The organism is Corynebacterium sp. HMSC068H04 (assembly GCF_001811255.1).
Taxonomy (GTDB): Bacteria; Actinomycetota; Actinomycetes; order Mycobacteriales; family Mycobacteriaceae; genus Corynebacterium; species Corynebacterium hesseae.
Window position 1 is genome coordinate 1 of the sequence record NZ_KV804006.1, and the last position, 17,764, is coordinate 17,764.

Sequence of the window (17,764 nt, forward strand, 5' to 3'; positions counted from 1 at the left end):
CAATACAAACAACGAAGAGACCGTTAAAGCACCATCATTGCTTTAACGGTCTCTTTTTCGTTTTGCCAGCACTACCGGCATGCGTTACCACGTCTGCACTTCCAGGTCTGAACAAATAGCTTTTTAGTGACCGAGTCATGAGGGCCCTCCTCGGCACCACGTCTGTCGATGCTGGGGTGAAGTTGTTCTGTTCGTCTTCCTTGGCAGGGTCAGTTACAGTAGAGGCTGTGGTTATTGGTGTTGTTCGCGCAGACTGTCAAAGTTGCGGGCGTTGCGTTTGAGCGACAAGTTTGACCTGTGGGAACTTCCCTATGAGGGAAAGACCGTCTATGTTCTGCTTGCAGCACGGAGCAAAGTTTCTGCCCTGGCGGACTCAGAAAGTGCTGAAAGTCTTGCTACCTCGGATGAGATTCAGACGCGGGTTGCGCAGTGTCCTATACCCCGTGGGTTGATGGATAGGGTGCCGGCTGCATGTCTGATACGTGAGGGGCAGGTTGTCTCCCGGGTGAAAGATATTGAGCATTCTTTGGTCTTGAGGGAGAGGCCGGCCCCAGGGTGGGAAGAGGACGGTCTGAGCCACTTCTTTGCGGACAAGACTGTAAATGTCTTTGAGCCCGATAGTCGTTCAGCGCGGGTAAGACTCGGTGATGACCTTAAGCGGATCGACTTTCTTCCGGTTGCCAACGAGTCAGCACGGAAGAGGCGCGTTGACTTAGCCACACATCCCCACCGCGCGGGCGCGTGGGAACTCAGTAAGAAGTTCGCATTGGCGGCGCTGTCCTTTGTTCTTTTGCTTTTCGGGCCGGCGATTCGTGACCGACTAGAACCAGTGATTGAACCCGTGGCTAAGCGCGTTTCGGACCTGCATAGCCGGGGTGAGTTTTACGGCATGGTGTTTGAGTTCTTCCAGATTGACCATGTGATTGATTTTGCGGCGTCTCTGTTCAGTCCGATTGGCGCTGTCGTCGTTCCGGTCGCTGGCTTGGTGGTGGCCTACGTTGCCGGGTGGAAGGGCGCGCGGGACACGGGCACCTGGTGGGAGGCGGCCGGGCGTCCGCTTGGAAATGAACGCGAGATCCCGGCCTTCGAAAGGTAGGTCGAAGGCCATTGACAATGGTTAAATGTTCCTAATTACGGGCTCAATAAATGGTGGGTTCCAAGCGGTAGTTGAGAGGAGAATTCTCGGGGTCTGGCTGTGAATGGATCAACAAAAGAAATGTGTGTCGCCGTCAGGTGCATGGGAATCCGCATGTCTTCGGCCTCTGCAGGGAAAATGACCGGGTATATGGGGTCACCAATAATAGGGATGCCCGCCTGAAGCATGTGTAGCCGGAGCTGATGAGTCTTGCCGGTCTGTGGCTTGAGAGTGTACTTCGCTATCTCGGGAAGTGAACCGTGGATGGCTTCGTACGGTGCCTTATCTACTGGTTCCACGCCGCCGACCTCGGTGATGGCGTTGACTTCGCCCTCGACGATGCGACCTTGCAATTCCCCTGGGGTCTTCTCCATACGGGAGCGCCAGACGGTGCCGGGGGAGACGTCGGCAAGCGGGGCGATGGCTTCGTAAGTCTTGGTGACGCGGCGCTCGGCGAAGAGCGTTTGGTAGGCGCCCCGAACGGTGCGGTCCTTGGTGAAGACGAGTATGCCCGAGGTAAGCCGGTCCAGGCGATGCGCGGGGGAAAGCTCGTTGTTGCCTGTCATTCGGCGAAGGCGAACGGTGGCAGTCTCCGTGATGTGGCGGGCGCGAGGCATCGTAGCCATGAAGGGCGGCTTGTCGACGACCAAGAGGTGCTCGTCTTCGTGCAGGATTGGGATGTCGTATGGGACGGGTGTTTCGGGAGCCGGCATGCGGTAGAAGTACACCATCGCGTTGGTGGCGAGGGTGCTGTCGGGACTAAGCGGGGTGCCGTCTTGGGATACAACCTCGTTCGCTGTGAAGCGGGCTTGGAGGGCCGCGTCGTTATCGTCGGGGTGGCGGTGACGTTGGGTCACGATGAGGTCGTGCACAAAGTCCCACGCGGTGATGGGGCCTTCGACAACGCGGGCGTGAGTGGGGTTTAGTCCATCGCGGATAGGAAGTGGTGTTGCGCCACGCCCTTTTTGCGATATTCTTTGCCCCATGGATTTCAACTCTATTCTCGCGCCCGTCATCGATTTCTTCTCTAATGGTATCGGTGCCGTCATTCGTGATATTGCTGTGGCTGCCTACAACATTCTTTTCCCAGCGAATGCTGATGCCGCTACCGCCCCACAGGTCGGCCAGTAGGTATTAGACTGGAGGTGTAAGCACTTCGAAAGGAAAGGTCATGGCAAAGGAAGACATTGTCGTCGTCGCCGTTGATGGTTCGGAAGCGTCGAAGAACGCCGTCCGCTGGGCTGCAAATACTGCGGTGAAACGGGGTATCCCGCTACGTATCGCATCGAGTTACACGATGCCGCAGTTCCTCTACGCCGAAGGCATGGTCCCGCCGAAGGAGCTTTTTGATGACCTCCAGGCAGAGACCTTAGAGAAGATCGAGGAGGCCCGCGCCGAGGCTCACAAGATTGCCCCGGATTTGAAGATTGGCCACACCGTGGCTGAGGGTTCCCCGATCGACATGCTGCTGGAGATGTCCAAGGACGTCACCATGATTGTCATGGGTTCCCGCGGCATGGGCGGCCTGTCCGGCATGGTCATGGGCTCGGTATCTGCATCTGTGGTCTCCCACGCATCCTGCCCGGTGGTCGTGGTCCGTGAGGATAACCACGTCACCGAATCCACGAAGTACGGTCCCGTTGTTATCGGTGTCGATGGTTCCGAGGTCTCCCAGAAGGCAACCGATTACGCCTTCAAGGAAGCAGATGCCCGCGGCGCTGAACTCATCGCCGTTCACACCTGGATGGACATGCAGGTTCAAGCTTCCCTGGCTGGGCTTTCAGCAGCCCAAGCGGAGTGGGCCGAGGTCGAGAAGGAGCAAGCAGAACTGCTGACCGAACGCCTCGCGGAGTTCCAGGAGAAGTACCCGGACGTGCAGGTTAAGAAGGTTATCGCCCGTGACCGCCCGGTCCGTGCACTCTCGGAGGCCTCCGAAGGTGCGCAGCTGCTCGTTGTGGGCTCCCACGGTCGCGGTGGCTTCAAGGGCATGCTCTTGGGCTCTACCTCCCGCGCACTGCTGCAGTCCGCGCCGTGCCCGATGATGGTGGTTCGACCAGACTCGGAGTAACCATCGCATAACCTCGCTATAACGATTCGGGCCCTTTTATTGGATAAGTGGTGTGCCCGAGTCGTTTTGGTGTTTTAACGCGTACGGTGGGAGGGTACGTAGATAAACGCTATTTACTGTTATTCAAAGGAGTGAGTGTCATGGGACTCGGTCTCGGTTTCTTTGGTTCGATTGTTGTTGGCATCATTGCCGGCTGGCTCGCTGAGAAGATTATGAAGCGTGACCAGGGGCTGTTCACCAACCTCATCGTTGGTGTTATCGGCGGCCTCATCGGTGGCGGATTGCTAGCGCTCTTCAACAAGAGCGTCGGCGATAGCTGGTTCCTGATGATCATTACGGCAACGGTCGGTGCATGTATCTTGCTGTGGATCGTGGGAGCCATTACGGGCCGCAAGAAGTAAAAATTCGCATACATACCGGTTTGTCTATATTGTATAGATGAACCGGTTTTGTCATGTGAGGAGAAGAAATGGCCGAAAAGAAGTCGCGTCGCAACCGCCCGAGCCCGCGGAGCCGACTACTTGAATCCGCCACGCGGCTCTTTACCACCGAGGGCATCCGCGTTATCGGCATTGACCGTATCCTGCGCGAGGCCGACGTGGCGAAGGCGTCGCTCTACTCCCTTTTCGGCTCCAAGGATGCCCTCGTTATCGCCTACGTCGAGGCCCTCGATGAGGAATACCGCGCTGATTGGCAGAGGCGCACCGAGGACGCGACCGATCCGGAGAGCAAGATCCTCGCCTTCTTCGACAAGGCCATCGAGGAACAACCCTCCATGGAGTTCCGGGGCTCGCACTTCCTCAACGCGGCCGGTGAATACCCGCGTCCAGAGACGGATGCCGAGCGGGGCATCGTGGCGGCATGCGTCGATCACCGCACATGGATGCATTCCACGATCACTGCCCTGCTCAACGCCAAGAATGGCTACCCCTCAGAGGAGCAGGCGAGCCAAATCCTCATTTTCCTCGATGGCGGGCTCGCCGGCGCCCGCCTGACCCGCGACGTCGCCCCGCTGGTAACCGCGAAGCAGCTGGCTATTCAGCTTCTCTCGGCGCCTCCTGCTGACTATTCGATTTAACAATTTTGCGTGCCTCCGCCACGATGGCCGAGTGGCGTTTGCGGGCAGCAGCAACCTCCTCTTTGTGGGCAGGGTCTTCCTTAAGGCGCTGTTTAGCGGCTTTCTTCTCTTTCTTCTTTTCCTTAGCCCGCCACCGCCGGATGCTGTCGCGCCGCTGTTCGTGGACGGCCTCCGGTAGGGGATAGCGACGGTGCAGGATCAATTCATATACCAAGGTCTGTAGCAGGGTAAAGAGGTAGGAGCAGCCCCAGTAGAAGATGATGGTCACGGGGATGGGGCCATGCCAAGCCACTTTCCACAGCATCCAGGGGATGAGAACCACCATGAGCGCCATGAACCACAGCAAGCGGCGCGGAATCTTCTGATCGAAGACCGTGGTAAGAAAGCCACGGTAGAGCGTGATGAGCGTGTTGAGGGAGGTGAACACGAGTGCCGCCACGAGCATCGGTAGGACCAAGTCGTGATGCTCGCGCGCGAAATCGGTGAGGGGGACGCCGAAGACGGTGGAGGTGCGGAAGGAGGAGACGTCGCCAAGCGTGAGCATCCCCACCGGTTCATTCGCGGAGCCTGACACCCGAAGAACCACCTGGTAGAGGCCAATGAAAGCCGGGATGATGAGGAAGGCGGGGAAACAACCCACCAGCGGGTTGTGCTGGAAGCGCTCCTTGAGCTCGCGTTGCTGGGTGAGGATGTCGACAGCCTCATCGACCGAATCGGCCTGCGTGAGGTGTTCATTGAGTTCGGTCATCTCCGGGCGCATGAGGGCGCCGATGCGGCCCTGTTTCACGGAGAGCCAATTCAGCGGAGCGATGATGCCGCGGACCGTGAGCACGAGGAAGACGATGGTGAGGATCCACGCCATCGAGCCGTCAAGGAAGGAACCAAAAAGTAGGTGCCAGAGTTTCATGATTCCGGAGACCGGGTACATGAAGATATTGATCATCGCCTACTCCTCTTTCTGCAGGGTGATGGGGCACTTACACGTTACCGGGAGGCTAAGGTATGGGTATGCCCCACCCCACCGCGCGCACTCGGCCGACCGTAGGGACCGTCATCGGTGAGCTTATGCTGACGGCCGGCGTGCTTCTGCTTCTCTTTGCCTTTTATGAGTCCTATTGGACAAACATCGAGTCTGGTCACAAGCAGGACCAAGCCAACGAGACGCTGCAGGAAGAATGGCACAACCCACGCGGAGCGGGCCATGCCCCGAAGCTCGGTGAGGCCTTTGCGCGCCTTTATATCCCGGCCTTCGGCTCGGACTTCGCGTTCGCGGTTCTCGAAGGAACCGACGAAGACGATTTGTTGCGCGGGCCGGGGCACTATACCGACACGCAGATGCCTGGTGAGCCGGGCAATTTCGCGGTAGCCGGGCACCGTGTGGGCAAGGGCGCTCCCTTCAATGACCTGGGAAACCTGCAGGCTTGCGATGCCATCGTCATCGAAACCGCGACGGACTGGATTACCTACCGCGTGCTGCCTATCGAGGGGGCTGCGGGGGACTGCTTCAGCCCAGAGCAGCAAGCCAAGCCGGAATACCAGGCTGTACAGGGGCGCCATATCACCCTGCCGGGTGATGTGAGCGTGCTCCAGCCTGTTCCCGGGATGGAAGGGGCTGACCCCAGCGAATCCCTGCTCACCCTCACCACCTGCCACCCGCAGTTCTCCAATGCAGAGCGCATGATCATTCACGCGATGGAGACTGACCGCGAGGCTAAAGCACCCGGAGCAGATGACAATGCCCGCCCCGCCGTCTTGGAGGAGAACTAATGTATCGCGCACTTTGGAACCTGTTGCCCGGCCCCACCGCGGTCAAGGCGTTGTTGGCTCTGGCCCTCGCCGTAGGGGTTTTCTTCCTGCTCATGGAGGTGATTTTCCCCTGGGTAGCGGCGCAGATGCCCTATAATGACGTCGCCGTTTAGGCGTTAGTCGCTGTTTAGACCATTAAATGCTTAGGTCGTTACTGTGCTTAGGTCGTTACAGACCTAAGCGGTTGATTGCTTCCTGCGCTATGAGCTGGGGCTTGAGAGTCTGTAGCTGGTTTGACCACACCACCACGGCGTGGTTGTTCTTCTGGACTGCAAAGACCGAGCGATCCTCAAAGACGCCGCGCCCGCCGGACCACCCATCGAATTCGGCGAGCTCCGTATCCTCAACCGGTGCGGCCGAATCCACGACCGCGCGCGCCTCGTCGACGCTGGGCATCTGCCGGACCAGGACGGTAGCCTGTGGTTCCTCGGGGTAGGACCAGAACACGCAGGCGGGGGTACTAAAGCGCTTGTCGACGCCCCACCGGGTCATCCTCTGCCCATTCGTATCGGCCACCCATTGCGTGTCCAGGTAGGGGCAGTCTTCCCAGTCGCTGACCTCGGCGGTAGCGTCCGTGGGCAGGCCATCGCCTGAGTTTGTGTCGGACGAGGGGTTGGCGGCCTGGGTGGTGGGGGCGGGGTCGGCTGCATCTGAACACCCCACCGCGGCAAAACTTATGCCGATCAGGCAGGCGGCGAGTGGGGGAAGTAGGCTGTGGCGCATGACGTCCACACTAGACCAGCCCTCGGTTGAATCGGATGCACTGCGCAACGGTATCCACGTCCTGACGGCGACGCTGCTGGTGGTGGCGATATTTATGACGGTACGCCTGCCGCTGTGGCAGGGCGTGCTCAACCTGCTGCTGTTGGTCTCCTTCGCGGTGGTGTACTTCGGGGGCTCGGCCTATATGGAGGCCCTGCCGCGCGTCGCGCGCTATGGCTGGATGGTTATCCTCACGGTCTTGTGGTTAGCGGATATAGCGGTGGCGCCCGCGGCCATCTACCTCGTGTTCTCTCTGTACTTTGTCTACCTCTATGTGCTGGAGATGATTCCCGGCATCATCTGCGTGCTCGCGGCCACGGCGGTGACCATCCTGGTGCAAGTACCGGGCGGGCTCTCCTTCGGCGGCATCATGGGCCCGGCGGTATCGGCCTTGGTGACGATTGCTATTACCTATGCCTTCCGGGCGTTGAGCCGCATGAACCAGGAGTTGATGAAGACCCGTTCCCAGCTCGTGGAGTCCGAGCGCACGGCCGGCATGACCGCTGAGCGCCAGCGCATCGCCCACGAAATCCACGACACGCTGGCACAAGGTTTGTCCTCCATTCAGATGCTCCTGCATGCCGCTGACCGCGATCTCGCACAGGAGGATATCCCCAAGGCGCAGGAACGCATCGAACTGGCTCGGCGAACAGCAGCGGATAACCTCCACGAAGCGCGCGCCATGATTGCGGCGTTGCAGCCGGCGGCGTTGTCCGAAACCTCCTTGGGGGCGGCAATGACAAGGATGGCTGAGAATTTTGCGGCGACCGGTGGGCTCGACGTCTCAGTGGACGTAGAAGGCGATGCGCAACAGCTACCCATGAAGGTGGAAGCAGCGTTGCTGCGGATTGCGCAGGGAGCGGTGGGGAACGTCGTCAAGCATGCCCACGCCACGAAGGCTCGGGTGACCGTGACGTATGCGCCGGACGAGGTGCGCGTGGATGTGGTGGATAACGGCCAGGGCTTTGATGTGGAAGCGGTGGAAAATAAACCGGCGGGGCTGGGCCACATTGGTCTATCCGCCATGCGCCGGCGCGCGGCGGAACTCGGCGGCGAGGTCGTGGTTGAATCCACGCCGGGAACTGGCACGGCGGTCTCAGTTAGTGTGCCCTTAAACAACGATGTAGATTAGGAAATTGTCCACACCGTACCAATGAGGAGGAAGCCCGTGATTAGGGTCTTGCTTGCCGACGACCATGAGATCGTGCGCCTAGGTTTACGCTCGGTGCTCGAGGGGGCTGAGGACATCGAGGTGGTGGGTGAGGTAGCGACTGCCGAAGCCGCCGTCTCCGCAGCGCAGGCAGGTGGCATTGACGTCCTCCTCATGGATCTGCGGTTTGGAGCGGGTATTGAAGGCACCCGCGTCATGGGCGGCGCGGAGGCGACTGCCGCCATCCGCTACTCCATGGAGAACCCGCCGAAGGTGCTCGTGGTGACCAATTACGACACTGACGCGGACATTCTAGGGGCGATTGAGGCCGGAGCGGTGGGCTACTTGCTGAAGGATGCGCCGCCGGTGGAGCTGCTCGCGGCGGTGCGCTCGGCGGCCGACGGTGATTCGGCGCTCTCGCCCGTGGTTGCTGACAAACTGATGACCCGCGTGCGCACGCCGCGCACCTCGCTCACCCCGCGCGAGCTCGAAGTACTGAAGCTGGTCGCGGCGGGTTCCTCTAACCGTGAGATCGGGGTGGAGCTGATGCTGTCGGAGGCGACGGTGAAATCTCACCTGGTCCACATCTACGACAAATTGGGCGTGCGTTCCCGCACCTCCGCCGTGGCGGCAGCACGCGAGCAGGGCGTTCTTTAGAGGTTGTTGGCGTCGCGGTAGGCCAGGATGACGTCGTTGGGGATCTTGCCGCGCTCGGCCACCTCGTAGCCGTGCTTGGCGGCCCATGCGCGGACATCGGCCGGCTTGTAGCGGCGAGTGTCCTTCTTGACCGGGTGGCGGGCAGCCTTCACGAAAGGCTCTAGGGCAGCGTGGAACTTGTCGGCATTCTCCTGCGAGACGTCGAGGAGATAATCCTTACCGTCAACGCTGAAGCGGATAACGATCACTTCATCTTCGTTGAGGGGCGAATTATCAATATCGTCAAAAAACTGGGTGATTTCGCGGCGTGCCATGTTTCTCCATTCGAGCTCTAAACTGATTCTCCCGCTATTAACTATAGAACGAAAACAAATTCCGTGACGCCGCTAATGTGGGATTTCAAAGAGGGGTTTTGAGCGCGAAAGAAAAAGCCTTCGGGCCGTATATCCTCCACCGTCTAAAAGCGGGGAAGGCAGTGGCCCGAAGGCGTAGAGAATCCGTGCGAGCGGCTATGCGCGCAGCTTGGACTGGATCTCGTCGTTGAGCGAGTCGATCTCACCGGAGATGGAGCGGTGTGCGCGCTGGCGCTGCTGATCGGTCATGTACTCGGCATTGTCGATCGCAGAATCAAGCTCGTTGAGGCGCTCCTTGACGTCGCGCTTGAAACCGGCGGGAAGCTGCGCATCCTTCAGCGAATTGCGGATACCGGCGGTGCGGGCCTTGAGCGGTGCGCCGTGGCCGGAGAAGGAGGCCAGCTGCTCGGCGCTGACGCCGGCCTTCTGCGCGCGCTTCTTCTCAACCTCGCGCTGGGCAACGGTGATACCGCGGTAAAGGAGAGGCAAAAGAAGGGGCGCTGCGGTGCGCAGGGCGCCGGCATAACGCTTGACATTGTTCTTATTAAAGCGGCCTTCCTTAATACGCTCGAGTTCCTTCTTGGCCATCTTGTATTCGTGCTTGCGGCGCTTCTTTAGGCCCTTTTCCTCGGACTTGATAAGCGCCTTTTCCTGACGGGCCAATAGCTTTTGCTGGCGGTGCTTGGCCTTATCCGCGGCCTTTACCTCTGCCTTTGCGCGGGTTTTGGCAGCCTTGATCTCGGCGCGGGCCTCACGGCGGGCCTTGCGGATCTTCTTCATAATGCCCATTGAAACGTCCTTAAATAATCTATCTTTAGGGTCTCGCTACAACTCTAGCAAGGTGGTCTACTAAGCTCACCTGCTGTGAAGGATGTGCTCGTCGCCACGGACCTCGTGGGCTGCCGTTATCGCTTGGTGCAGCGCCGCGCCCATCCCGAGATCCCACGCACCGCGGTGAGCCAAGCCCGGGCGGAGCGCCACGCCGCGGCTATCGATGCCGCGCTCGCTCGCCTTCCCAAGAAGGGGCCTGGCCGTTTCCGCCGGATTGATCTGGAGGGGGATGATTTCGAGCGGGCGCTTGCCACGCTGGAGGCGCTGGCTCACGGTTACACACACATCACCAACGCCGTCATTTCCACGTCGGAGTGGATGGTGCGCGTGGAGCTTCTGGTTCGGGATGGTGATAAGTACAGCCCCGTTATCGTCTCGGATCACCGCGTGGCCCGCCCGCATGAGAACTCGCGCACGCTGGTTGTCCCCACCCATCGCTTGGGATTGAGTGAGCCGCTGCCGGCGAAATACAAGATTAAGCATCACGCCGTCGATGGCTACCGTTTAGCCCTGGCCGCGCGGGGTTTGGAGGACGTCGGCCTGAATTCTGGCAGGGGTGCGGCGATTGGGCAGGACCGCGGTCAGGCTTTTGTCACGGATACCTCGCGCTTCGGCATCGATGAGGCGCTCGTACAGCCGCTTCCCGCTGGGCCGCGCCGCGTCAAGGAGTGCGCCTCCTGCCGCTTTTGGCCCTTGTGTAAGCAAGAGCTGGAGGCCCGGGATGATATCTCCCTCTTCTTGCCGGGCGACCGCGCTAACCCCTACCGCGAGCGCGGTATCACGACGGTGCAGGGGCTTATCGACGCCTCCCTCGGCGCCCCCTCCGCCCTCGCTGCTGCGTGGCGCGAGGGCGTCCCTTTGCTGCGCCGCGACCGGGTTAGCGTTCCTCGCGCGGATGTGGAAGTCGACGTCGATATGGAGGCCTACCTGGATCAAGGTGCCTACCTGTGGGGCGCGCTCCTGGACGGCGAGTACCACCCCTTTGTGACCTGGGATCCGCTGGGAGGGCGGGCCGAGGCGGAGAATTTCGCCGAGTTTTGGGAGTGGCTCATGGGGGTGCGCGCTGACGCGCATGCAGCGGGCAAGACCTTCGCGGCCTATTGCTACTCCGCCCACGGCGAAAACCATTGGATGCGCAGGTCCGCCCAGCGCTTCTCCTCCCCGAGCCTGGAGGAGGTCGAGGAATTCATCTCCTCAGAGGAATGGGTGGACATGTTCGTCCACGTCAAGCGCAGTTTCGCCGGCACTGCGGGCCTGGGGCTGAAAACCGTGGCGCCCGTCGCTGGCTTTGAATGGCCGGAAGAGTTCGATGGCGAGGAATCCGTCAATGCCCGCCGAGCCGCCCTCGCCGGTGACACGGACGCGCGTGCGCAGATTCTGCACTATAACGCCGGCGATGTGCGCGCGACCCATGCCGTCCGCGAGTGGATGTCTCACGGCGCGCCGGGAGTGCCATCCCTCGAGCCCTAGCTTCTCCCTGCCCTCCCGTGTGCAAGTCCCCAGACCTGAAACCCGCAACCTGCAGGTGGGCGTCGCCAAGCGCTTGCCGACGCCCCACCACCCACCCCAGGAGGTTGCGGGTTTCAGGTCTGGGGATCTACAGGATGAGGCTGAGTCCGCCGAGGATAATGAGCACCGCAAGGGCCACCCACACCTGGTCCCAGTCCGTGGTGGTCGTGGGCGCTGGGCCTTCGGCCTTCTTGAGGAGCACGGCTTTCTGAGCCTTGACCGCGCGAGCGGTGAGTACGGGGATGATGGCCATGGAACCGAGGCAGAGCAGGGAGGCGACAACCATGGTGAGGGAACTGGAGGTGGCCAGCCACAGGGCAAGCCCGCCGTTGATGAAGACCGAGCGCCCCAGCCCCCAGCGGTTGTATTCGCGCAGGCCAGCCCGCACCGCTGAAGGGCCGCCGCCCATCGTGGTGGGCAGCATATAGCCCATGACTCCGATGAGCAGTTGGGCGCCAAACCCTACGACGAGCGCGAGCATGGGAATCTGTGGCTCGCTGGAGAAGAAATGCTGGGTGGTGTAATACACCAGGCTGCCGAGCAACCAGAAGCAGGAAAAGAGCACAGATAGCGCCGGGAAGGTGATGCGCCCGCGTGGTTCTCGGAACACGGTGAGGGCATTGAGCAGCCAGCTCTGCAGGCTGAGCGCCCAGCCGACGCAGTAGACGATCAGACCCGCTTGCGGTACATTCCACGCGCTGCCGATCACGGTGGTCACCACGCCCAGCGCCAGCAGCGTGAAGCTTAGGCTCATGTGTGGGTTGATTCCCTTGGTGCGCCAGATAGATGGGAACAAGATGGTGAGTGAACCGGCGGCTGCGAGGCCGACGAAACCGCCGATGTTGGCGGCAACGTGTGCAATGAGCAGGCGCGGATGGGAGGGGTGTGTGGCGAGGAATGCGCCAAGAGTAGCGCCCACGGCAAGGAAGAAGGCCGAGGCCACATAAGCTGCGACGACGGGGCGGAATCGTTTGGATTCCGCGCGGCGCCACAAAGCAAAGAGGGCCAACCCATGCCAGGACACCGCAAGAGCGACAAGCGTGGCACCTATCTGTGTGAGCACCCAGTGGTGGCCCCAATATTCACTGAGGATTTGGCCCACGAGGGTGAGGATAACGCCGGCATTCTGCAGATAAATCCGCGCGAGCTGGCGAGGGCGGGCCGACATCGGAACTTTGAGCTGCACGAACTTTTCGGTGAGGTGCTGGGACCACACCACGATGCTGTTGCTGAGGATGCCCAGGGTGAAGAGATGGATGAGGACCCAGCGGTAGTTTGGGATAAGGGTGTGGGTTGCGCCGGCGAGAAGAAAAACCATCATCCACAGGCTGACCGGGCGGGATGCTTTCCTGTGCCATGTGCGCGGCGACCACTTGTCCATAAAACACGAGTTTATCCGGTTTTTCTCACAACCCAACTCAGCACCGCGATGCCCGTGGCGAGGGCGGTGTAGACGGCGATGAAGCCGGTCCACGACAAGGAATCAAAGAGCACGCCGGCCAGCGCGCCCAGGATGGAGCTGCCCAGGTAATAGAAGAAGACGTAGAGGCTGGAGGCCTCCGCGCGGTCGTGGGTGGCGATATGGCCCACCCACCCCGAGGCCGTGGAGTGCGCGGCAAAGAAGCCGATGGTGAATAACACGATGCCGAGCAGGGTGGGGATTAAAGAGCCCATGCATAGCGCGATGCCCACGGCAAAAAGCAGGCAGGATAGGAGCAGCGTGTTGGCGTGGCCTACTTGTGAGACCAGCCGGCCGGCGCGCGCCGAGGACCATGTGCCGGTGAGGTAGAAGAGGAAGACCAAGCCTGCCAAACCGGGCGCGAGGTGGAAGTGGTTGATGAGCCTAAATGCCAGGAAGTTATAGAGGGATACGAAGGTGCCCATGGCCACGAAGGCCACGATGAATAAAGGGATGAGGCGGGTATCCCGGGCATGGCGGAAGATGGCTCGCAGCTCCGAGCGGAAGTGGATTTCCTTTGGGGTGAAATTCTGCTGGTAGGGCAGCAAAATAGCGGCGATGATGGCGAGGATAAGTGTGACCAGGCTGGAGCCGGCCAGGGCCCAGCGCCAGGAGGTGAGCTCGAGAAGCCCGGTGGGGATGAGGCGGCCGGTCAGCCCACCGATGGTGGTGCCGGCGATGTACAGCCCCATGGCGCGGGCGACGTAGGAGCTTTCGAGCTCCTCCGAAATCCAGGCCATGGCGGTAGCGGGTGCGCCGGCGATGACAGCGCCCTGGAGCGCGCGGGTGGCGATGAGGATCTCTGGATTGGGGGCAAGCGGCACGAGCATGCCGATGAGCGTGGCCGCGATGGTGGAAACAAGCAGTAGTTTTCCGCGACCGATGCGCTCGGAGATGATGGACACGGGGATGACACAAATGGCCAGCGCACCGGTGGCAGCGGAGATGGTCATGGCGGCTTCGGTGGGGGACATGCCCATGTCCTCCACCAAGGTGGGCAGCATGGCTTGGGTGGGATAGAGGCAAGAAAAAATTGCCAGGCCCACGAAGAGCATGGCAATGGTGGCGCGCCGCGTTCTGGTCATGCATCAAGCATGGCCTAGCGCGGCTTATGTGTAAAATGTCCGAAAGTTACTTAAAGCATGCGAGGTGTGCATGAATCTGGAAGATGTGCGCGGCGTGGTCGCGGTGGCGGACCATGGGCTCGTCGGCGCGGCTGCCGACGCCCTCGGGCTTTCTCAATCCGCGCTGACCCGCCGCGTGCAGCGCATCGAGGCGGAGGTGGGGGCCAGCCTCTTCGAGCGCAGCGGCCGGCGCCTGCGGCTGAATGCCCGCGGCCAGGCATTCGTGGAACACGCTCGGCGGGTGTTGATGTCCGAAGCTGCCGCGCGCGATGCCGTGTCCCGCCTCATGGATCCGGAGCGCGGCACCGTGCGCCTCGACTTCATGCATTCCTTGGGCACGTGGATGGTCCCGGAGCTGCTCAAGGCCTACCGCGCCCAGCATCCCCACGTGGATATCCGTCTGCACCAGGGTGCGGCCCGCGAGCTCGTGGAGAGGGTAGCCGCCGGCGAATCCGACTTGGCGCTGGTCGGCCCCCGCCCTACGGCCCCCGGACCGCTAGGGTGGCACCAGCTCAAACTGCAACGCCTCGGTCTAGCGGTTCCGGAAGGTCATTGGGCCGCAGGGCGAGACGGGGTGCGCATGGAAGACTTCCGCGATGAACCCTTCATCGGCATGCTGCCGGGCTATGGAACGCGCATGTTGCTCGACTCCCTAGCGAGCGAGGCCGGCTTCACCCCGCGCCTCGTCTTCGAATCCATGGAGCTCACCACCGTGGCGGGCCTCGTGGCCGCCGGGCTGGGATCGGCTCTGTTGCCACTCGATGACCCCTACCTCAAAGCCCGCAACCCCGTGCCCCTGCAGCCCGCGGCTTACCGCGAGCTGGGCTTGGTGTGGCGCGAAGGCGATGATGCTCCGCCGGTCGAGCACTTTAAGGACTTCGTCGTGGCACGCAGCGCCGACTAGCTATCGAAGGGAAGCTCAGCGGCCAGAGCTGCGAGCGCCTCTGGGGTGGAGACCTCGTGGGGCAGCCAGGGGATGGTGTGCACCGGTTGGCCCGGCAGCTTCTCCGCGAGCAGCGCGAGGGCCGCATCCTCCGAGGCGCGGCGCTGCTGAAGAAACTCTTCCGTGCTTTCCGGAGTGCGGCGGTTGACCAGCAGCCCACCGCAGTGCACGCCATGGGAGCTCAGGTCCGTGAAGAACTCGGCGGTTTCCAACACCGGGGTGCGATCCGCGGTGAGGACGAGGAAGAAGGCGGTCGTGGTTTCGTCGGAAAGCACGGAGCGCAAACGCTCGAAGCGGCGGCGGCGCTTGAGCAGCGTGGAACGGATCTCCTGATTACGGCGGTCCACCGGATCCTGCGAGCTGGCGGATACCGCCTTCTCCGCCGAGGTCATGCCGCGCACCACCGCGCCAAACCTATCCGACTTTTCGCGCCGGGCCAGAAGCCCATCGGTATACGCCGCCATGATTTCCGGCAGCGCCATGAGCCGCGAGGTGTGACCGGAAGGAGCGGTATCGACGATGATGTGCTCAAACTCCCCGCTGTCCTGCTGCTCTTCGATGAGTTCCGCTATGCGCTCCAGCATCGCCGCCTCGTGCGTGCCAGGCGAGTGCCGCGCGAGGTCCAGGTGCCGGTCGACCTCGCGGTGCAGACGCTCCGGCATGAAGCGGCGCATCTGCTTGCCGACGCCCCTCAGGTGCTCCTCCGTCGCCCGCGCCGGGTCGATCTCGATGACGTTTAAGTTGGGGCGGACGTTCGTTGGGACGTCGCCAAGCGCGGTGTCAAAGATGTGCCCCAGGTTGTGCGCCGGGTCCGTGGATACCAACAGCACGCGCTTGCCTTGTTGAGCCAGACGCAGCGCGGTGGCGGTGGCCAGCGTGGTTTTACCCACCCCGCCCTTGCCGCCGAAGAACATGATGGGGGCTAACAACATGAGATTCCATTCAAGGGTGAGCGCTCCATGCCCATGCGCGTGTGCCAGGCGTGGAAATCTTCATACATCAGCGGCAGTAACTCCAAGGTGTAATAGCTGGCGGGATTCGGCAGGCCGAGAGCCTCCGAGAGGATAAGCAGCATGAAGAGATCATCTTCCTCCTGCTGTGCCTTGGCAAAGGAACGCCGATAGGGCGCGGAATAGAACTCGTCGAGACCGCGCCCGAAGGCTTTGAGTTTATCGAGCATTGACCGGCAAGGGAGGTTCGATGTCTTCGTCCTTCCACACCACCTGCGGGGCCTTGCGCGCGCGGGAGATGGCGGCGATGGACTCGGCGATAACCCAGATAGCGGCGACGATGATGACGGCATCGATGACGAGGAGGAGCCAGTTTCCGGCCTGGAACAGCGTCTTGAGCTGCAGCACCGCAGCCCACAGGGACATGATGGTGACGAAGACCAGCGGGAGCAGCACCGGCCACGTCGGGCGGCGCAGCTGGGTGAGGATGACCACGATGATGGACAGTGTCAGGCCGGCCATGAGCTGGTTGGTCGTGCCGAAGAGCGGCCAGATGAGCATGCCGCCGGAGCCGTCAACACCGGTGGAGAAGGTCAGGCCCAAGGCGCAGCCGACGGCGATAATGGTGGCAACCAGACCGCTGAGCTTGATGCCCATGAGTTCGGCGGCCTCGGAGACCACCATGCGCTGCAGACGCACGCCGGAATCCATCGTCGTTGCCGCAAAGAGAACGGCCATGGTGGCCAGGATGGTGGCGGACAGCGAGGTGGGGATGCCCAAACCTTCGTTCATGAGGGCACCGCCGCCCTGCACGAAGGCGTCGACGCCGCCGGCATTCCATTCGTTGTAGACGGCCTCCCAATCGGCGGCGGTCTTGAAACCGGCCGTGGTGGCCACGATGGTGCCGAGCGCGAGAAGGCCTTCGCCGACAGCGCCGAAGTAGCCGACGAAGCGGGCATCAGTTTCCTTATCCAACTGCTTGGAAGACGTGCCCGAGCTGACCACACCGTGGAAGCCGGAGACAGCGCCGCAGGCGATGGTGACGAAGAGCAGCGGGAAGATGCCAGGCGTGTTGTCCGGGACGTGATCCGACACGGTGGGCGCAACAATCTCTGGGCGGGTGATGAGGAAGGAACCGTAGAGGATGATGAGGCCCACGAAAAGCTGCAGGCCATTGATGTAGTCACGCGGCTGCAGCAGGACCCACACCGGAAGCAGGGAGGCGATAAAGGCGTAGACGAACAGCAGGATGATCCACACACCGCGGTCCGGGATGCCCAGGACGGTTTCCGGCAGGGCCAGCGGGACGCGGTCACCGATGATCATCAGCGCGTACAAAGCGGCGACGCCCACGATGGAGACGATGGTCAGGTTCCAGCGAAAACGGTAGATAGCCTGGCCGATGAGCAAAGCGACGAGGATGGCGCCCCACGTGGGGATGACGGCGGTTGGTGTGGAAATCAGCAGGTTGGAGATGACCACGGCGAAGGCCGCGTTGACCATGAGCAGCAGTAGGAAGATGACGACGAGGAAGAGCGCGCGCCCGCGGGCGCCGATATAGCGCCCAGAGAGCGTGCCGATGGACTGTCCGCGGTGGCGCTGGGAAGCCCACAGCGCGCCCAAGTCATGCATGCCGGCGAAGAAGACCGTGCCCAGCGTGACCCAGAGGAAGGCTGGCAGCCAGCCCCAGATCACGGCGACGGCGGGGCCGATGATGGGTGCTGCGCCCGCAACCGAGGTGAAGTGGTGGCCCCACAGCACGTACTTGTTGGTGGGGACGTAGTCGACGCCATCCTCCATGGTGTGGGCCGGCGTGGAAAAGCTATCGGAGAGCTGATACACCTTCGAGGCAAGAAAGCGCGAGTACAGCAGGTAGCCCGCCAGCATCATGGCGAGTCCGATAAAGACGAGAGGACCTGACCCCTGTTTGGTAGACACC

21 protein-coding genes are annotated in these 17,764 nt (G+C 61.6%); 11 read left to right on the plus strand and 10 right to left on the minus strand.

Going from position 1 to position 17,764, the window contains the following annotated elements:
* Nucleotides 1-277 precede the first annotated feature (277 nt).
* Nucleotides 278-1,096, plus strand: coding sequence for a hypothetical protein (locus tag HMPREF2792_RS07905; protein ID WP_232748502.1), 819 nt, complete (start codon nucleotides 278-280; stop codon nucleotides 1,094-1,096).
* Between the two features lie 35 nt (nucleotides 1,097-1,131).
* Here the strand turns inward: HMPREF2792_RS07905 and HMPREF2792_RS07910 are convergent, their stop codons facing one another.
* Entirely contained in the window at nucleotides 1,132-2,184 is a 1,053-nt protein-coding gene (locus HMPREF2792_RS07910) for a pseudouridine synthase (RefSeq protein ID WP_083299169.1), read from the minus strand.
* On the opposite strand from HMPREF2792_RS07910, the gene HMPREF2792_RS13170 reads away from it, so the two are divergent.
* The 4 genes from HMPREF2792_RS13170 (at nucleotide 2,120) to HMPREF2792_RS07925 (ending at nucleotide 4,281) form a co-directional block, all read left to right on the plus strand.
* The gene (locus HMPREF2792_RS13170) at nucleotides 2,120-2,266 is read left to right on the plus strand and encodes a hypothetical protein (RefSeq protein ID WP_167595824.1); all 147 of its coding nucleotides are present in this window, start codon (nucleotides 2,120-2,122) and stop codon (nucleotides 2,264-2,266) included. The two genes, HMPREF2792_RS07910 and HMPREF2792_RS13170, sit on opposite strands and share 65 nt — an antisense overlap.
* A 40-nt stretch (nucleotides 2,267-2,306) precedes the next feature.
* Complete coding sequence (locus tag HMPREF2792_RS07915; protein WP_070523921.1) at nucleotides 2,307-3,203, plus strand: universal stress protein; 897 nt, start codon at nucleotides 2,307-2,309, stop codon at nucleotides 3,201-3,203.
* Between the two features lie 140 nt (nucleotides 3,204-3,343).
* Complete coding sequence (locus HMPREF2792_RS07920; RefSeq protein WP_010188457.1) at nucleotides 3,344-3,604, plus strand: GlsB/YeaQ/YmgE family stress response membrane protein; 261 nt, start codon at nucleotides 3,344-3,346, stop codon at nucleotides 3,602-3,604.
* Nucleotides 3,605-3,672: 68 nt separating this feature from the next.
* The gene (locus tag HMPREF2792_RS07925) at nucleotides 3,673-4,281 is read left to right on the plus strand and encodes a TetR/AcrR family transcriptional regulator (protein ID WP_070523919.1); all 609 of its coding nucleotides are present in this window, start codon (nucleotides 3,673-3,675) and stop codon (nucleotides 4,279-4,281) included.
* On the opposite strand, the gene yidC is transcribed toward HMPREF2792_RS07925, so the two are convergent.
* Complete coding sequence (yidC, locus tag HMPREF2792_RS07930) at nucleotides 4,238-5,224, minus strand: membrane protein insertase YidC (protein WP_070532600.1); 987 nt, start codon at nucleotides 5,222-5,224, stop codon at nucleotides 4,238-4,240. The two genes, HMPREF2792_RS07925 and yidC, sit on opposite strands and share 44 nt — an antisense overlap.
* 65 nt (nucleotides 5,225-5,289) lie before the next feature.
* On the opposite strand from yidC, the gene HMPREF2792_RS07935 reads away from it, so the two are divergent.
* Nucleotides 5,290-6,048 carry a class E sortase gene (locus HMPREF2792_RS07935; RefSeq protein ID WP_070532603.1) on the plus strand — a complete coding sequence of 253 codons (759 nt, stop codon included), beginning with the start codon at nucleotides 5,290-5,292 and terminating at the stop codon, nucleotides 6,046-6,048.
* Nucleotides 6,048-6,200, plus strand: a complete 153-nt coding sequence (locus HMPREF2792_RS13175; RefSeq protein ID WP_167595825.1) for a hypothetical protein — start codon at nucleotides 6,048-6,050, stop codon at nucleotides 6,198-6,200. Before HMPREF2792_RS07935 ends, HMPREF2792_RS13175 begins: the two co-directional genes overlap by 1 nt.
* A gap of 55 nt (nucleotides 6,201-6,255) precedes the next feature.
* Here HMPREF2792_RS13175 and HMPREF2792_RS07940 read toward each other — a convergent pair whose 3' ends face one another.
* Entirely contained in the window at nucleotides 6,256-6,810 is a 555-nt protein-coding gene (locus HMPREF2792_RS07940; RefSeq protein WP_070532607.1) for a DUF2020 domain-containing protein, read from the minus strand.
* Between HMPREF2792_RS07940 and HMPREF2792_RS07945 the strand changes: the two genes are divergently transcribed.
* A complete protein-coding gene (locus tag HMPREF2792_RS07945; RefSeq protein WP_070532610.1) occupies nucleotides 6,809-7,981 on the plus strand; it encodes a sensor histidine kinase in 1,173 nt (390 codons plus the stop codon). The two genes, HMPREF2792_RS07940 and HMPREF2792_RS07945, sit on opposite strands and share 2 nt — an antisense overlap.
* 36 nt (nucleotides 7,982-8,017) lie before the next feature.
* Entirely contained in the window at nucleotides 8,018-8,656 is a 639-nt protein-coding gene (locus HMPREF2792_RS07950) for a LuxR C-terminal-related transcriptional regulator (RefSeq protein WP_046647640.1), read from the plus strand.
* Here HMPREF2792_RS07950 and HMPREF2792_RS07955 read toward each other — a convergent pair.
* Together HMPREF2792_RS07955 and HMPREF2792_RS07960 are read right to left on the minus strand one after the other, a co-directional pair.
* Nucleotides 8,653-8,970 carry a histone-like nucleoid-structuring protein Lsr2 gene (locus HMPREF2792_RS07955; RefSeq protein ID WP_070523909.1) on the minus strand — a complete coding sequence of 106 codons (318 nt, stop codon included), beginning with the start codon at nucleotides 8,968-8,970 and terminating at the stop codon, nucleotides 8,653-8,655. The two genes, HMPREF2792_RS07950 and HMPREF2792_RS07955, sit on opposite strands and share 4 nt — an antisense overlap.
* Nucleotides 8,971-9,165: 195 nt before the next feature.
* Nucleotides 9,166-9,798 carry a DUF6474 family protein gene (locus tag HMPREF2792_RS07960; RefSeq protein WP_070523907.1) on the minus strand — a complete coding sequence of 211 codons (633 nt, stop codon included), beginning with the start codon at nucleotides 9,796-9,798 and terminating at the stop codon, nucleotides 9,166-9,168.
* A gap of 75 nt (nucleotides 9,799-9,873) precedes the next feature.
* Here HMPREF2792_RS07960 and HMPREF2792_RS07965 point away from each other — a divergent pair, with 75 nt between their 5' ends.
* Nucleotides 9,874-11,310 (plus strand): TM0106 family RecB-like putative nuclease, encoded by a 1,437-nt coding sequence (locus HMPREF2792_RS07965; protein WP_198530315.1) that lies wholly within the window; start codon nucleotides 9,874-9,876, stop codon nucleotides 11,308-11,310.
* A gap of 127 nt (nucleotides 11,311-11,437) precedes the next feature.
* Here the strand turns inward: HMPREF2792_RS07965 and HMPREF2792_RS07970 are convergent, their stop codons facing one another.
* Both HMPREF2792_RS07970 and HMPREF2792_RS07975 read right to left on the minus strand, forming a co-directional pair.
* On the minus strand, nucleotides 11,438-12,730 hold the full coding sequence (locus HMPREF2792_RS07970; protein ID WP_070532615.1) for a copper oxidase: 1,293 nt from the start codon (nucleotides 12,728-12,730) through the stop codon (nucleotides 11,438-11,440).
* A gap of 11 nt (nucleotides 12,731-12,741) precedes the next feature.
* Entirely contained in the window at nucleotides 12,742-13,893 is a 1,152-nt protein-coding gene (locus HMPREF2792_RS07975) for an MFS transporter (protein ID WP_070532618.1), read from the minus strand.
* Between the two features lie 70 nt (nucleotides 13,894-13,963).
* Here HMPREF2792_RS07975 and HMPREF2792_RS07980 point away from each other — a divergent pair, with 70 nt between their 5' ends.
* Nucleotides 13,964-14,836 (plus strand): LysR family transcriptional regulator, encoded by an 873-nt coding sequence (locus HMPREF2792_RS07980; protein WP_070532622.1) that lies wholly within the window; start codon nucleotides 13,964-13,966, stop codon nucleotides 14,834-14,836.
* Here HMPREF2792_RS07980 and HMPREF2792_RS07985 read toward each other — a convergent pair.
* From HMPREF2792_RS07985 to HMPREF2792_RS07995, 3 genes are read right to left on the minus strand one after another with little or no spacing between them, the layout of a single operon-like run.
* Complete coding sequence (locus tag HMPREF2792_RS07985; RefSeq protein WP_070532625.1) at nucleotides 14,833-15,807, minus strand: ArsA family ATPase; 975 nt, start codon at nucleotides 15,805-15,807, stop codon at nucleotides 14,833-14,835. The genes HMPREF2792_RS07980 and HMPREF2792_RS07985 overlap by 4 nt on opposite strands.
* Nucleotides 15,798-16,055 carry a cory-CC-star protein gene (locus HMPREF2792_RS07990; RefSeq protein WP_046647629.1) on the minus strand — a complete coding sequence of 86 codons (258 nt, stop codon included), beginning with the start codon at nucleotides 16,053-16,055 and terminating at the stop codon, nucleotides 15,798-15,800. The genes HMPREF2792_RS07985 and HMPREF2792_RS07990 overlap by 10 nt, the downstream gene beginning before the upstream one ends.
* Complete coding sequence (locus HMPREF2792_RS07995) at nucleotides 16,045-17,715, minus strand: carbon starvation CstA family protein (RefSeq protein ID WP_070532627.1); 1,671 nt, start codon at nucleotides 17,713-17,715, stop codon at nucleotides 16,045-16,047. The genes HMPREF2792_RS07990 and HMPREF2792_RS07995 overlap by 11 nt, the downstream gene beginning before the upstream one ends.
* Nucleotides 17,716-17,764: the final 49 nt, after the last annotated feature.

Coding starts and splice junctions, on each gene's coding strand:
- HMPREF2792_RS13170 (WP_167595824.1), top strand. CDS start 2,120: ATGGATTTCAACTCTATTCTCGCGCCCGTCATCGATTTCTTCTCTAAT.
- HMPREF2792_RS07910 (WP_083299169.1), bottom strand. CDS start 2,184: ATGACGGCACCGATACCATTAGAGAAGAAATCGATGACGGGCGCGAGA.
- HMPREF2792_RS07915 (WP_070523921.1), top strand. CDS start 2,307: ATGGCAAAGGAAGACATTGTCGTCGTCGCCGTTGATGGTTCGGAAGCG.
- HMPREF2792_RS07920 (WP_010188457.1), top strand. CDS start 3,344: ATGGGACTCGGTCTCGGTTTCTTTGGTTCGATTGTTGTTGGCATCATT.
- HMPREF2792_RS07925 (WP_070523919.1), top strand. CDS start 3,673: ATGGCCGAAAAGAAGTCGCGTCGCAACCGCCCGAGCCCGCGGAGCCGA.
- yidC (WP_070532600.1), bottom strand. CDS start 5,224: ATGATCAATATCTTCATGTACCCGGTCTCCGGAATCATGAAACTCTGG.
- HMPREF2792_RS07935 (WP_070532603.1), top strand. CDS start 5,290: ATGCCCCACCCCACCGCGCGCACTCGGCCGACCGTAGGGACCGTCATC.
- HMPREF2792_RS13175 (WP_167595825.1), top strand. CDS start 6,048: ATGTATCGCGCACTTTGGAACCTGTTGCCCGGCCCCACCGCGGTCAAG.
- HMPREF2792_RS07945 (WP_070532610.1), top strand. CDS start 6,809: ATGACGTCCACACTAGACCAGCCCTCGGTTGAATCGGATGCACTGCGC.
- HMPREF2792_RS07940 (WP_070532607.1), bottom strand. CDS start 6,810: ATGCGCCACAGCCTACTTCCCCCACTCGCCGCCTGCCTGATCGGCATA.
- HMPREF2792_RS07955 (WP_070523909.1), bottom strand. CDS start 8,970: ATGGCACGCCGCGAAATCACCCAGTTTTTTGACGATATTGATAATTCG.
- HMPREF2792_RS07960 (WP_070523907.1), bottom strand. CDS start 9,798: ATGGGCATTATGAAGAAGATCCGCAAGGCCCGCCGTGAGGCCCGCGCC.
- HMPREF2792_RS07970 (WP_070532615.1), bottom strand. CDS start 12,730: ATGGACAAGTGGTCGCCGCGCACATGGCACAGGAAAGCATCCCGCCCG.
- HMPREF2792_RS07975 (WP_070532618.1), bottom strand. CDS start 13,893: ATGACCAGAACGCGGCGCGCCACCATTGCCATGCTCTTCGTGGGCCTG.
- HMPREF2792_RS07980 (WP_070532622.1), top strand. CDS start 13,964: ATGAATCTGGAAGATGTGCGCGGCGTGGTCGCGGTGGCGGACCATGGG.
- HMPREF2792_RS07985 (WP_070532625.1), bottom strand. CDS start 15,807: ATGTTGTTAGCCCCCATCATGTTCTTCGGCGGCAAGGGCGGGGTGGGT.
- HMPREF2792_RS07990 (WP_046647629.1), bottom strand. CDS start 16,055: ATGCTCGATAAACTCAAAGCCTTCGGGCGCGGTCTCGACGAGTTCTAT.
- HMPREF2792_RS07995 (WP_070532627.1), bottom strand. CDS start 17,715: ATGATGCTGGCGGGCTACCTGCTGTACTCGCGCTTTCTTGCCTCGAAG.